Raw genomic sequence first — 12,473 nt, 5'->3', positions numbered from 1 at the left:
CGGGAAAGGGCTCTGACCCCGCGTGACCGTCAACCGCCGACGGCGGCCCGCATGTTCTCCACGGTCGGGTTCAGGATCACCCCGCGCTCGGTCACGATGGCGTCGATCAGCTCGCCCGGGGTCACGTCGAATACCGGGTTCCAGGCGGCAATGCCCTCGGCCACGGTGCGGGTGCCGCCCACGCCGTACAGCTCGCCCGGGTCGCGCTGCTCGATCTCGATCTGGCTGCCGTCCACGGTATCCATGTCCACCGTGGACGAGGGTGCCACCACCATGAACTTCACCCCGTGGTGGCGGGCGGCAATGGCCAGCTGGTAGGTGCCGATCTTGTTGGCGGTATCGCCATTGGCGCAGATGCGGTCGGCGCCCACGATCACCCACTGCACCGCACCGGTCTTCATCAGGTGCGAGGCCGCCGAATCGGCGATCAGGGTGGCATCGATGCCGTCCTGCTGCAGTTCCCACACGGTCAGGCGCGCGCCCTGCAGCCACGGCCGGGTTTCGCCAGCAAACACGCGGGCGATGCGGTCCTGGGCCATGCCGGCACGGATCACGCCCAGCGCGGTGCCGAAGCCGGCGGTGGCCAGCGAGCCGGTGTTGCAGTGGGTCAGCACGCCGCTGCCGGCTTCGATCAGGCCGGCGCCCAGCGCGCCCATGTGGCGGTTGGCGGCCAGGTCTTCTTCGGCAATGGCCTGCGCTTCGGCTTCCAGCACCGCTTTCCAGTCGGCGCCGGCAGCGGCCAGCGCGCGGCGCATGCGGGCCAACGCCCAGGCCAGGTTCACCGCGGTCGGGCGCGAGGCGTTCAGGCGCTGCAGCGCCGGTTCCAGCTGCTGCAGGGCGTGTGCACCGTCAGCGGCCTGCACCGCGCGCGCGGCCAGCACCACGCCCCAGGCGGCGGCGATACCGATGGCCGGCGCGCCGCGCACGGTCAGGGCATGGATGGCAGCGGCGACCTCGTCGCTGTCATGGCAGGCAACATGTTCCACCACGAACGGCAGCTTGCGCTGGTCCAGCAGCTGCAGCGCGTCACCGGTCCACAGGATCGGGCGGATATGGTCGTAGCGGGCGTAGTCGATATCGGGGGCAGTGTTCATGCGCCCATTGTAGGGCCAGCCCCTGCCCCGTGGCCCTGCCGGGCGGTCAATTCACCGAGAATTCGGCGCGGCAGCCGCCATCCACCCAGACCCCGTTGCGGTTCCAGCCCCAGGTCTGCCCTTCCACGCAGGCGGTACCGGAAATCTGCCGCGAGACCACCGCGCCGGCACTGATGCTGGCCCCGCAGAAGCGCCGCCGCTTGGATTTGGATTCGCAGGTCAGCCGCCGCGGCATGTCGACGAAGCGACCCTGTTCATCTGCCACCTCGAAGTCACCCTGGCAACCGCGGCTGGTCCAGATCTCGTTGCGCTTGTAGCCCCAGCCCTGCCCTTCGCGGCACGGCAACACGGACAACTGGCGCAGCAGCCGCACCGGCGCCCCATCCAGCCGCACCGGACAGCTCTGCGGCCGACCGCTGGATTCGCAGCGCACCACGCGGCGCACCAGGCGCTTGCCGCCATCGCTGACGGCCGTGCTGGCAGCGGCATCGGCACCCGGACGTGCGCGGAACTCGGCCCGGCAGCCCAGGGTCACCCACACGCCACTGCGGTCGGTGCCCCATTCGCTGCCGCGGATGCAGCTGTTGCTGGACAACTGCCGCACCAGGTCAACGCCATTGCTGACATCCAGATCGCAGTGCACCCAGCCCATGTCGCGCGACTCACAGGTGATGACCTGGCCGTCATAGCCGGTCTGCGCCGACGCCGGCAACGGCATGACCGCGCCCCACATCGCCATGGAGTACACCGGTGCCGCCACGACCGCCAACCACTTGACCAAAGCCTTCCCCAACCGAGTCGATAACCACGCTGCCAGTGTCTGGCATCAGGCGTGATAAGAGCATCATCGCCATTGCTGAATCAAGCGCGGAATGTGCGCGTTCCGTTCAGGCCTTGCAGCGGCGGCGCGAAGGCCCCACGCACCTCGCCCTCACGCATGGGCGAAGTCGAACGCCAGCACATCGGCGATGCGCGGCGTGCCGTTCATCGCCATCAGCAGACGGTCCATGCCCACCGCCACGCCCGCGCAGTCGGGCAGGCCCGGCAGTGCCTGCAGCAGCGCTTCATCCAACGCTGGCTGTACCTGCCCACGCGCGTGGCGGCGCTGCAGATCGCTGTTGAAGCGCGCGCGCTGCTCATCGGCATCGTTCAGTTCGTGGTAGCCGTTGGCCAGCTCCACCGTACCCAGGTACAGCTCGAAGCGTTCGGCCAGCGGCGGCATGCCGCCGCGGACACGGGCCAGCGCGGCCTGGCTGGCGGGCCAGTCATGCACCACCGTCATCACCGCGTCATCGAAGTGCGGCTGGATGCGGTGGGTCATCAGCAGGTCCAGCCAGTCGTCGCGGGTCAGCCCAACCGGATCGATGTGCACGTCGCCCAGCGCCGCGCGCAGCCCGGCCTCGTCGGCATCGAAGGGATCCACGCCGGCATGCTGCTGGAACAGCTCGCGATAGCTGAGCACATGCAGGGACGCGCTGCGACCGACCATCGCCAGCGCCTGGCGCACCAGTTCGGCGGTTTCATGCATCAAGCGGTGATGGTCCCAGCCCACCCGATACCATTCCAGCATGGTGAATTCCGGGTTATGGCGGCCGCCGGCTTCGCCATTGCGGAACACCCGGCCCAGCTCATAACAGTCGCCCACGCCAGCGGCCAGCAGACGCTTGAGCGGATATTCGGGCGAGGTGCGCAGCCAGCGGCGGCGGCCACCGGCATCGACATGGCCGCTGAAATCGGTATGGAAACTGTCGATGTTGGGCTCGGTGTTGCCCGCCACCGACAGGATCGGCGTTTCCACTTCCAGCACATCGCGTTCGGCAAAGAAGCGACGCACCAGCGCATTCAACGCCGCACGCTGCTGCAACGCGCGCATCAGCTGCGGGTTCACAGGATGCCCTCGGCGCGCGGGTGGTCCAGCGGCAGGGTCAGCAGGCTGCGGGTGTCATCGATGTAACCGCTGGCCAGGTACAGGCGACGCGCCAGTTCGTTGTGGTGATTGACTTCCAGCCGCAGGCGGGTGACGCCGCGCCCGCGTGCACGCTGTTCACAGATGGCCAGCGCCTGCTTGCCGCGGCCGCGACCGCGCGCGCGGTGGCTCAGGTAGAGCTCGTCCAGCAGCATGAAATGGCCGCCCTGTTCCAGGCTGAAGCCCATCGCCAGCACCGCGTGGCCGACCACCTCGCCGGCCTCGTCCAGCCACAGCAGCACCTCGCCATTGCGCGGGTCGGCCAGCAGCGCATCGACCCCGCGGCGAACGCGGGCATCATCGAATTCGATCTTGTCTTCGGCGTAGAAGTCGCGCATCAAGGCAATCAGTGCCTCTTCATCGGCACGGGTGGCCAGGCGGAAGTCCAGCGGGGCGATCTGCATCGGTAGTCCTCTCTTGCATCAGGCCGGGCGCGCGCGGCGCCCGGCGGGTTCATCACTCGTGTTCGGCCAGATAGGCCAGCAGCCGCTCTTCGTCCCACACCGGCACGCCCAGCGACTGCGCCTTGTCCAGCTTGGAACCGGCTTCGGTGCCTGCCACCAGGAAGCTGGTCTTCTTCGACACGCTGCCGGACACCTTGGCACCCAGCGCCTCCAGGCGTTCCTTGGCGACATCGCGGGTGAGCTGGGCCAGGGTGCCGGTCAGCACCACGGTCTGCCCATCCAGCGGCCCGGCCACCACCTCGGCCAGCGCCGGTGCGTGCGCCAGGATGTGCTGCATGGCGCGCTCGGCGGCCAGCAGCATTGCGCCATGGCCGTCGCTGTCCAGCCACTGCGCCAGCCCGCGGGCGGTGTCATCGGGCAGGCCGGCGTTGACGAACTGGCCGTGCTCGGCGTCCAGCACCGCCTGTGCCGACGGCAGCGCGGCCACCAGTTTTTCCGCACGCAGGCGGGTGATGCCGGGAATCTCGGCTTCCACCAGCAGCTGGGCCAGGTCCAGCCCTTCGCGCAGCTTGGCGCTGGGCGGATGGGCGTCGGCAATACGCACCTGCCCCACCTGCAGCAGATCGTCGATGGCCTGCTGGTTGCCCGGCTGCTCGAAGAAATGCCCCAGCGAACGCGCAACCTCGCCGCCGATGTCCGGCACGCGCTTGAACAGCGGCCACGGCAGGTGGCGGATCAGCTCCAGATCGCCAAACCACTGCGCCAGCGCCTTGGCTGTGCTTTCACCCACGTGCTCGATGCCCAGCGCGAACAGCAGCCGTTCCAGCGTCGCATCACGGCTGGCATCGATGGCCGCGATCAGGTTGTCGGCCCACTTGGTGGCGATCTTCTTCGTGTTCCACTCGAAGCTGGCCGGCTGTACCAGCGCCTGCGCACGCCAGCCCTGATCGGCCCCGTCCAGCTTCAACACTGCCGTGAGCACCGCGCCACTGCCCTCGGCGGGCAGATGCAGTTTCAGCGACGCGGCCAGCGCCGAGGGATCTTCGGCGTCGAGCACCAGCTTCAGGTGCAGCAGCGTATCGCGGCTCAGGCGGTACAGGTCGGCCACGCTTTTCACGATGCCGGCATCCACCAGCGTCTCGATGTACTTGTCGCCCAGACCGTCGATATCCATGGCGCGGCGCGATGCGAAGTGCGCGATGGCTTCCTTGCGCTGCGCCGGGCAGGACAGTTCGCCGGAACAGCGCCATGCCGCCGCACCTTCTTCGCGCACGATCTCGGCACCGCACACCGGGCACTGGGTCGGCATCTGCCAGGGCGCGGTGCCCTGCGGGCGACGGTCCAGGATCACGCTGACCACTTCGGGAATGACATCGCCCGCACGGCGCACGATCACGCTGTCGCCCACGCGCACGTCCAGCCGTGCGATCTGATCGGCGTTGTGCAGGGTGGCGTTGGACACGATCACCCCGGCCACCGCTACCGGTGCCAGGCGCGCGACCGGCGTGGCCGCACCGGTGCGGCCGATCTGGATCTCGATCGCCTCCACCGTGGTGCTCTGTTCCTGCGCCGGGAACTTGTGTGCGATGGCCCAGCGCGGTGCACGCGAAACAAACCCCATCGTCTGCTGGCCGGCACGGTCGTCCAGCTTGTAGACCACGCCATCGATATCGAACGGCAGGCCGTCACGGCGGCCGCCGATCATGCGGTAGTAGCCCAGCAGCCCGTCGGTGCCCTCCACCACCTGGCACAGCTCGCTGACCGGGAAGCCCCAGCCGCCCAGCTGTACCAGCGTGCCCGAGTGGGTGTCGGGCAGCTCACCGCCCTGCACTTCGCCGGTACCGTAGGCGAAGAAGCTGAGCCGCCGCTGCGCACTGATCTTCGCATCGAGCTGGCGCAGCGAACCGGCCGCGGCGTTGCGCGGGTTGGCCAGCACCTTGCCGCCGTGCAGGCGCGCGCGTTCGTTGTAGGCCTCGAAATCGGCGCGGGCCATGTAGACCTCGCCGCGCACTTCCAGCACATCGGGCCAGCCGCTGCCCTGCAGGCGCTTGGGAATATCGGCAATCTGCCGCAGGTTGGCGGTCACGTCCTCGCCGGTGCTGCCATCGCCACGGGTCGCGCCCAGTACGAACTGGCCGTCTTCATAGCGCAGGCTGATCGCCAGGCCGTCCATCTTCGGTTCGGCGGAAAAGCGCAGCGCGCCGCGGCGCAGGCGCTCGTCGATACGGCGGACGAAATCCGCCACTTCCTCATCGCTGAACGCATTGGACAGCGACAGCATCGGTACCGCATGGGCGACTTCGGCGAAGCGGCCGGACGGGCGCGCGCCCACCTGCTGGGTCGGGCTGTCAGCGCGCGTCAGCTCAGGATGCTCGCGCTCCAGCGCTTCCAGCGCGCGCACCAGGCGATCGTAGTCGGCATCGGGAATTTCCGGCGCATCCAGCTCGTGATAGGCACGGTTGGCCTGGGCGATCTGCCGGCGGAGGTCCTCGGCGCGTTCGGCGGGGCTGGGGCTCATCGGAATCCGGTGGTTCTGGGATGGCCGGGAATTCTACCGCGCCGGACCGCAACGCCCCGTATCCCCCGCTTTTTGTAGAGTCGAGCCATGCTCGACTGCCGCCCTTGTAGAGTCGAGCCATGCTCGACTGCCGCCCTTGTAGAGTCGAGCCATGCTCGACTGGCCCGGCAACAGCAGTCGAGCATGGCTCGACTCTACATGCCAGCCGCTTGCCGCCTGGCCCCCACCAGCGCTAGCGTGCGGCAGACGCCCCTCGGAAGCCTGCCTGTGACCCTGCCCACTTCGCGCCGCCATTTCCTGCAACTGGCCGGTGCCGGCCTGGCCGTTGCCAGCACGGGCCTGCCCGGCCCTGCTGCAGCGCAACCGGCGCCCACCCGCACCGGCCCGGTCCTGCTCAACTTCAACGAATGCCCCTACGGACCCGCGCCCGTCGCCCAACAGGCCGCACGCGACAGCATCGCCGGCTGTGGCCGCTATCAGTTCGCCCTGGCCGGACAGGTGCGCGATCTCTTCGCCACCCAGAACGCCGTCCCGGCCGACCATGTGCGTCTCTACCCGGGCTCCAGCGAACCCCTGAACCGCGCTGCCACGCTGTGGACCGGCCCGCAGTCGGCCCTGGTCGTGGCCGATCCCACCTTCGAGGCGCTGGGTGACCTGGCCGCTGCGCGCGGCGCGCATGTCGCCCAGGTGCCGCTGCGCGAGGACGGTGCGCACGATCTACGGGCGATGGTGGCAGCGGCCCATGATCGACCCACCGGCCTGATCTACGTCTGCAACCCGAACAACCCGACCGGATCGATCAGCCCGCCGGCCGAACTGGCATGGCTGCTGGCCAACAAGCCGGCAGGCACCCGCGTGCTGGTGGACGAGGCCTACCTGCAGTACAGCGACCAGCCCAGCCTGATTGGCCAGGTCACCCAGCGCGATGACCTGATCGTGCTGCGTACCTTTTCCAAGCTGTATGGCATGGCCGGCCTGCGCCTGGGCGTGGCCGCCGCCCATCCCGAGCGCCTGCGCGAACTGGCCCGCCTGGGCGAGAACCCCTTGCCCGTGCCCGCCCTGGCCGCCGCACTGGCCAGCCTGGGCGACGCGCAACTGGTGCCGCAGCGGCGCCTGCAGAACGCGCAGGTACGCCAGGCCACCATCGCCTGGCTGGGCAAGCGCGGTTTCAGTTGCGTGCCGTCGGAAGCGAACTGCTTCGTGGTGGATGTGCAGCGTGACGGCAGCGCCTTTGCCAAGGCCATGGCGGACAACGGCGTGGTGATCGGCCGCAGCTGGCCGATCTGGCCGCAGCGCGTGCGGGTCACCGTGGGCACCGACGCGGAGATGGCGGCATTCCGCCGCGCATTTGCGAAGGTGGCCGGCGTACCGGCGTAACGCAGAGCACACCCATCTGTAGAGTCGAGCCATGCTCGACTGGGGCCTTTCCTACATATCCGCCCGCATTCAAGCGATACCCAAGCCGCCTAGCCCAGCCAATGCTGAGGCATGCCCAGTCCACTCCTCCTGAAAGGCCGTTGGTCGCACGTGCGGAATGTCTATGCGATCACGACGGTCACCCATCTGCGCCGCCGGCACTTTGATGACCCCGACCGCGCCGCCATCATTGTTGCCGGCCTGCAATGGATCCAGCGGGAGGGCCGATGCCTCAATCTTGCCTGGGCGGTCATGCCTGACCACGTGCACTGGTTGATGCAACTGCGCTCAGGAACCCTGGCTGCGTCGGTGCAGATGATGAAGTCGCGCTGCAGCCGTCTGGCTGGGACCGACGGCCCGCTCTGGCAGCGTGGCTACTATGACCACGCAGTACGGTGTGACGAATCCTTGAAGAGCCAGGCGCTGTACATCGCCGCCAATCCCGTACGCGCGGGCCTCGCAGCACAGCTTGGCGATCATCCGTTTGCGTGGTGCAGGTGGTTTGATCGGGCGCCGTAAGAATTTGAGTCGAGCATGGCTCAACTCTACAGACGGGCGCCGACATGTAGAGTCGAGCCATGCTCGACTGGCGCGTTTACCAGCGCGGGGTCTTGGTCAGCGGCGGGGCCTGGTGCTGCCGGTCGTAAGCGCGCAGTTCGTCACGGATATGGGCGATGCGCTGGCGGCCGAGGGCATTGCGGCTGTCATCCAGCACCACGCCGTCCAGCAGTTCGGCCATGCGCTGCACGGTGGGCAGCATCTTTTCCCAGGCATCGAGCGCGGTCAGCGGCGCCGGCAGGGTCAGGAAGAAGGCGATGGCCGGGGTTTCCATGGCGCGGATGTTGGCCATGTCGAAGCTGCCCGGCTTCATGATGCTGGCCATGGAGAAGATCGGGCCGCGCTCGGGGTGGCCTTCCACCAGCCGGTGGAACACGTTCATGTGGCCGAACACCAGGCCGGTCTTTTCCGCCGCCACCACGATGTCTTCGCCACGCAGCTGTTCGCCCGCGCGGGCGGCCACGAACAGCGAAACGATCTTGTCGAAATCCTGGGTGGCGCGCTTGCCAAGGTCGTTGGCCGCGCCGTCTGCATCGGCCAGGCCCAGTTCGGCCTGCTGGCCCTCTTCGCCCAGGCCGGGTTCGCTGCGGGTGTCGGCCAGCGGTACGCCGTCTTCGCCCAATACCGGTTCGCGACGTTCGCCTGCGGCCGGCTCAGGACCGTCCACGCGGCGGCCCTGCGGCTTCTTCTTGGGGCGGCCAAACAGGAAGATCGCAACCACCAGCAGCAGGCCGGCGGCCAGGATGCCGATGCGCAACAGTGCCGTGTCGGACATTCGATGGGTTCTCCGGCTAGTTCATTCAGGTAACTAGAATGGCACGTCAGGCCGCGCCCGCCAATCGCGCGGCTTCTTCCAGGTCCACGCTGACCAGGCGGCTGACGCCCGGCTCGCGCATGGTCACGCCGGAAAGCTGGTGCGCCGCTTCCATCGTCGCCTTGTTATGGCTGACGAACAGGAACTGCACCTTCTCGCTCATTTCCTTGACCATGTTGGCCAGGCGACCGACGTTGGCCTCGTCCAGCGGTGCGTCCACTTCGTCCAGCAGACAGAACGGCGCGGGGTTGAGCTGGAAGATGGCAAACACCAGCGCCACCGCGGTCATCGCCTTCTCGCCACCGGACAGCAGCGAAATGCTGGACACGCGCTTGCCCGGCGGGCGCGCCATGATGGTCACGCCGGTGTCGAGCAGGTCTTCGCCGGTCAGTTCCAGATAGGCATGGCCGCCGCCGAACAGGCGCGGATACAGCGCCTGCACGCCGGCGTTGACCCGGTCGAAGGTGTCCTTGAAGCGCCCGCGCGTTTCGCGGTCGATCTTGCGGATCGCGTCTTCCAGGGTTTCCAGCGCGGTGGTCAGGTCGGTGTGCTGCGCATCCAGATAATCCGACCGCTGCGACGCTTCGCCGTACTCATGGATGGCGGCCAGGTTCACCGGCTCCAGCCGGCGCATGCGCGCATCGATCTGGTGCACGGCCTGTTCCCACTCGCCCAACCGTGCATCGTCAGGCAGCGCCTCCAGCACCTCGGCCATCACGAAGCCGGCCTTTTCCACGGCGGCCTGCAGGGTTTCGGCGCTCAGCACCAGCGCCTGCTGGTCCAGCCGGCGCTGGGAAATGCGCTCGCGCTGCGCCAATGCCTGCTCGTCGCGCTGGTGGCGGGTCTGTTCATAGGTGCGCAGGTCGGCATCGATGCCGTCCAGCAGGGTGCGCGCTTCGGTCAGCACACGATCGGCGCGCACGCGCTCTTCCAGCGCGCTCTGATGCTCGGCCTGCAGCGATTCCACCGGTGAATCGCCGTCATCCAGCTGCGAATGCAGTTCGCCCAGCCGCGAATCCAGCTGGCCACGCTGGGTGCTCATGCGCTCCAGCGCCTGCCCCAGCGACGCCAGCTGCGCGCGCTGCGATTCCAGGGTCAGCGCCAGCGCATGCGAGCGCTCGCGCACCGCGCGTGCCGCATCGCGGGCCAGGTCGCGCGCTTCGGTCAGCTGGCGGCGCTCGCCTTCCAGGCCCTGCCGGGTCGATTCCAGGTCGCCCATGCTGCTGACCGCGTTCTCCAGCCGCGAACGGGCTTCACGCGCCTGTTCCTGGTTGGCGTCCAGCGTCTCCGCCAGCTGCTTGAGCTCGCCTTCGATGCGATCGATGCGGGTGCGTGCGGCCTCGACCTTGCCCTGCTGGCCCTGCAACTGGCCGGCCAGTTCGGACACCGCGCGATGCGCCTGATACAAGGTGCGCTGCGCATCCTCGCGCTGCTGTTCGGCCGCCAGCAACTGCTCGCGCAGGCCGGCCAGCCGTTCTTCCAGTTCCGCTTCGCGGTCCTGCAGCTGCTCGATCTGTTCGCGCAGCTCGTTGATTTCACGTTCGCGCAGCAAGGCGCCCTGTTGCGCGGCGCCGGAGCGCGACACGCGCAGCCAGCCTTGGCCCAGGCGCTCGCCGTCCTGGGTGATGACAGAATCGCCTTCAGGCAGTCCGGCCTGCAGCGTCTTCGCCTCGGCCAGATCGCGGGCACCATGCAGGTGCGCCAGCAGGCGACGGATTGCCGCCGGGCCACGCACGCGCGCGGCCAACGAGGTCGGCGCTACATCCAGTGCGGCGTCATCGCTGGACACCAGCGCGATGCGGCCCTCGCCCAGCGCGCCGAGCGCGTCGACCAGGCGGGCCGGATCGTCGACCAGCACGCCTTCGATCAGTTCGCCCAGCGCACGCTCAACGGCATTCTCCCAGCCGGCATCGACGTCCAGCCGTTCGCCCACACGCGCCGCCGAATCCAGGCCGTGCGACTGCAACCAGGCCACTGCAGCGCCCTGCTCCTGGCCCAGTGCGGCCTGCTGCAGGGTTTCCAGCGAGGCCAGGCGTCCGCGCAGGCCGTTGGCCTGTTTGCGCAACTCGGCCAGTTCGTTCTGGCCCGCGCGCTGCTGCTCCTGCACGGCGGCCACGCCGTCCTTGCGGTGCTCGACGTCTTCGGTCAGCTCGTCCAGCGCGGTCTTCTGCGTGTCGTGCTGCAGATGCAGCTGCTCGAACGCCTCCTCCAGCGCCTCGACATCCAGACCGGCGCGCTCGGCCGCCAGCGCCTCGCGGCGGCGATCGGCGTCCACGATCTGCTTGTCCAGGTAGTCCACGCGGGTGCGCTCGACATCGCCGGCGCGCGAGGCTTCCGAACTCTGCGAGGTGTGGTGTTCCCAGCGCTGCTGCCAGCTGGCCAGGCGGTCCTCCGCCTCGCGCAGGCTTTCCTGCTTGATCTCGTTCTCCTCCTGCAGCGCTTCCAGCTGCGGCGTCGCGTCTTCGACGGCCGCGCGCAGTACGCCCAGGCGCGCCTCGTCGCCGCTGATGTGCTGGCCCAGCTCGGCCAGCGCCTGCTGGGTTTCGTCACGCGCCTTGTGCAGGCGCTGCGACAGTTCGCGCTGGTGCTGGATCTGCTGTTCCACCCGGGCCAGCGTGCTGCCGACCTGGTACACCGCCGCCTGCGCGGTATTCAGGGCGTCGGCGGCCTCTTCGCGGCGCACGCGCGAGGTTTCGATATGGGCTTCGGCTTCACGCTGCTCGGCAATCAGCTGCTGCAGGCGCGTCTCTTCCTGCAGAAGTCCCTCGCGCAGCTTGGAAAGACGACCATCCAGGCCGCGGAATTCCAGCGCCTTCCACTGCCCGTCCTTCATCCGGCGCTCTTCCTGCAGCGCCTGGTACTGCTCGGCCTGCTTGGCCTGGCGCTTCAGGTGTTCCAGCTGCTTGCCGATCTCATCGCGCAGGTCGCCCAGCCGGTCCAGGTTCTCGCGGGTGTGGCGGATACGGGTTTCGGTTTCCTTGCGGCGTTCCTTGTACTTGGAAATGCCGGCGGCCTCTTCCAGGTAAACGCGCAGGTCTTCCGGGCGCGCCTCGATGATCTGGCTGATCATGCCCTGCTCGATGATCGAGTAGCTGCGCGGGCCCAGGCCGGTGCCCAGGAACAGATCGGTGATATCGCGGCGCCGGCACTTGGTGCCGTTCAGGTAATAGTTGCTGCTGCCATCGCGGCTGACCGTGCGCTTGACCGAGATTTCGTTGAACGAGGCGTACTCGCCGGAAATCGTATGGTCGGAGTTGTCGAAGATCAGCTCGACGGTGGCCTGCGAAACCGGCTTGCGCGCATTGGAACCGGAGAAGATCACGTCGGTCAGCGAGTCGCCGCGCAGACGGCTGGCCGAACTCTCACCCATGACCCAGCGTACGGCGTCGATGATGTTCGACTTGCCGCAACCATTGGGGCCCACCACGCCGGTCATGTTGGTCGGCAGGTGCAGGGTGGTCGGATCGACGAACGACTTGAAGCCGGACAGCTTGATCGTGGAAAGACGCATAGGGGTTCCGGGCTGGGGCCGTCTGGCGGCCTGCTTGCCCTGCAAGTCATTGATCCTGCTGGGATCGATGACAATGACATGGGCGTGACGCCCTGAGTATACCGATGTGGCCGTGTTCTACGAATCGGCGTGGAACATCGCAGGGCGGGCGGCGACCGCGCAAAACAAAACGGGCACCCCTGCGGGCGCCCG

Annotated in this window: 9 protein-coding genes; 2 read left to right on the top strand and 7 right to left on the bottom strand. The window is 68.1% G+C overall.

What is annotated here, in order from left to right:
• Positions 1-29 precede the first annotated feature (29 nt).
• The 5 genes from mtnA to ligA all read right to left on the bottom strand — a co-directional run bounded on the left by mtnA (position 30) and on the right by ligA (position 5,988).
• Positions 30-1,094, bottom strand: a complete 1,065-nt coding sequence (gene mtnA / locus AC06FA_RS11710; RefSeq protein WP_478068438.1) for an S-methyl-5-thioribose-1-phosphate isomerase — start codon at positions 1,092-1,094, stop codon at positions 30-32.
• Positions 1,095-1,140: 46 nt separating this feature from the next.
• On the bottom strand, positions 1,141-1,827 hold the full coding sequence (locus AC06FA_RS11705; protein WP_478068529.1) for a DUF3011 domain-containing protein: 687 nt from the start codon (positions 1,825-1,827) through the stop codon (positions 1,141-1,143).
• A gap of 198 nt (positions 1,828-2,025) precedes the next feature.
• Positions 2,026-2,967, bottom strand: coding sequence for an EF-P lysine aminoacylase EpmA (epmA, locus tag AC06FA_RS11700; protein WP_478068528.1), 942 nt, complete (start codon positions 2,965-2,967; stop codon positions 2,026-2,028).
• Positions 2,968-2,978: 11 nt separating this feature from the next.
• A complete protein-coding gene (locus AC06FA_RS11695; RefSeq protein WP_478068437.1) occupies positions 2,979-3,464 on the bottom strand; it encodes an N-acetyltransferase family protein in 486 nt (161 codons plus the stop codon).
• A 52-nt stretch (positions 3,465-3,516) separates the two neighbouring features.
• Positions 3,517-5,988, bottom strand: a complete 2,472-nt coding sequence (ligA, locus tag AC06FA_RS11690; protein ID WP_478068527.1) for an NAD-dependent DNA ligase LigA — start codon at positions 5,986-5,988, stop codon at positions 3,517-3,519.
• Positions 5,989-6,249: 261 nt separating this feature from the next.
• On the opposite strand from ligA, the gene AC06FA_RS11685 reads away from it, so the two are divergent.
• Together AC06FA_RS11685 and AC06FA_RS11680 are read left to right on the top strand one after the other, a co-directional pair.
• Entirely contained in the window at positions 6,250-7,359 is a 1,110-nt protein-coding gene (locus AC06FA_RS11685; RefSeq protein WP_478068436.1) for a pyridoxal phosphate-dependent aminotransferase, read from the top strand.
• A 111-nt stretch (positions 7,360-7,470) separates the two neighbouring features.
• Positions 7,471-7,917 carry an REP-associated tyrosine transposase gene (locus tag AC06FA_RS11680; RefSeq protein ID WP_478068435.1) on the top strand — a complete coding sequence of 149 codons (447 nt, stop codon included), beginning with the start codon at positions 7,471-7,473 and terminating at the stop codon, positions 7,915-7,917.
• Between the two features lie 76 nt (positions 7,918-7,993).
• On the opposite strand, the gene zipA is transcribed toward AC06FA_RS11680, so the two are convergent.
• Together zipA and smc are read right to left on the bottom strand one after the other, a co-directional pair.
• On the bottom strand, positions 7,994-8,731 hold the full coding sequence (gene zipA / locus AC06FA_RS11675) for a cell division protein ZipA (RefSeq protein ID WP_312709525.1): 738 nt from the start codon (positions 8,729-8,731) through the stop codon (positions 7,994-7,996).
• Positions 8,732-8,777: 46 nt separating this feature from the next.
• Positions 8,778-12,281 (bottom strand): chromosome segregation protein SMC, encoded by a 3,504-nt coding sequence (smc, locus tag AC06FA_RS11670; protein WP_478068434.1) that lies wholly within the window; start codon positions 12,279-12,281, stop codon positions 8,778-8,780.
• Positions 12,282-12,473 lie beyond the last annotated feature (192 nt).

The sequence above is a fragment of the Stenotrophomonas sp. Steno-C17 genome, from assembly GCF_056393165.1.
The sequence above is the reverse complement of the archived record's forward strand: the minus strand, read 5'-3'. Positions and strand labels throughout refer to the sequence as shown.

What these genes read in the sequence shown, in the direction of transcription:
- mtnA (WP_478068438.1), bottom strand. Translation starts at nt 1,094, where the DNA reads ATGAACACTGCCCCCGATATCGACTACGCCCGCTACGACCATATCCGC.
- AC06FA_RS11705 (WP_478068529.1), bottom strand. Translation starts at nt 1,827, where the DNA reads ATGTGGGGCGCGGTCATGCCGTTGCCGGCGTCGGCGCAGACCGGCTAT.
- epmA (WP_478068528.1), bottom strand. Translation starts at nt 2,967, where the DNA reads ATGCGCGCGTTGCAGCAGCGTGCGGCGTTGAATGCGCTGGTGCGTCGC.
- AC06FA_RS11695 (WP_478068437.1), bottom strand. Translation starts at nt 3,464, where the DNA reads ATGCAGATCGCCCCGCTGGACTTCCGCCTGGCCACCCGTGCCGATGAA.
- AC06FA_RS11680 (WP_478068435.1), top strand. Translation starts at nt 7,471, where the DNA reads ATGCCCAGTCCACTCCTCCTGAAAGGCCGTTGGTCGCACGTGCGGAAT.
- zipA (WP_312709525.1), bottom strand. Translation starts at nt 8,731, where the DNA reads ATGTCCGACACGGCACTGTTGCGCATCGGCATCCTGGCCGCCGGCCTG.
- smc (WP_478068434.1), bottom strand. Translation starts at nt 12,281, where the DNA reads ATGCGTCTTTCCACGATCAAGCTGTCCGGCTTCAAGTCGTTCGTCGAT.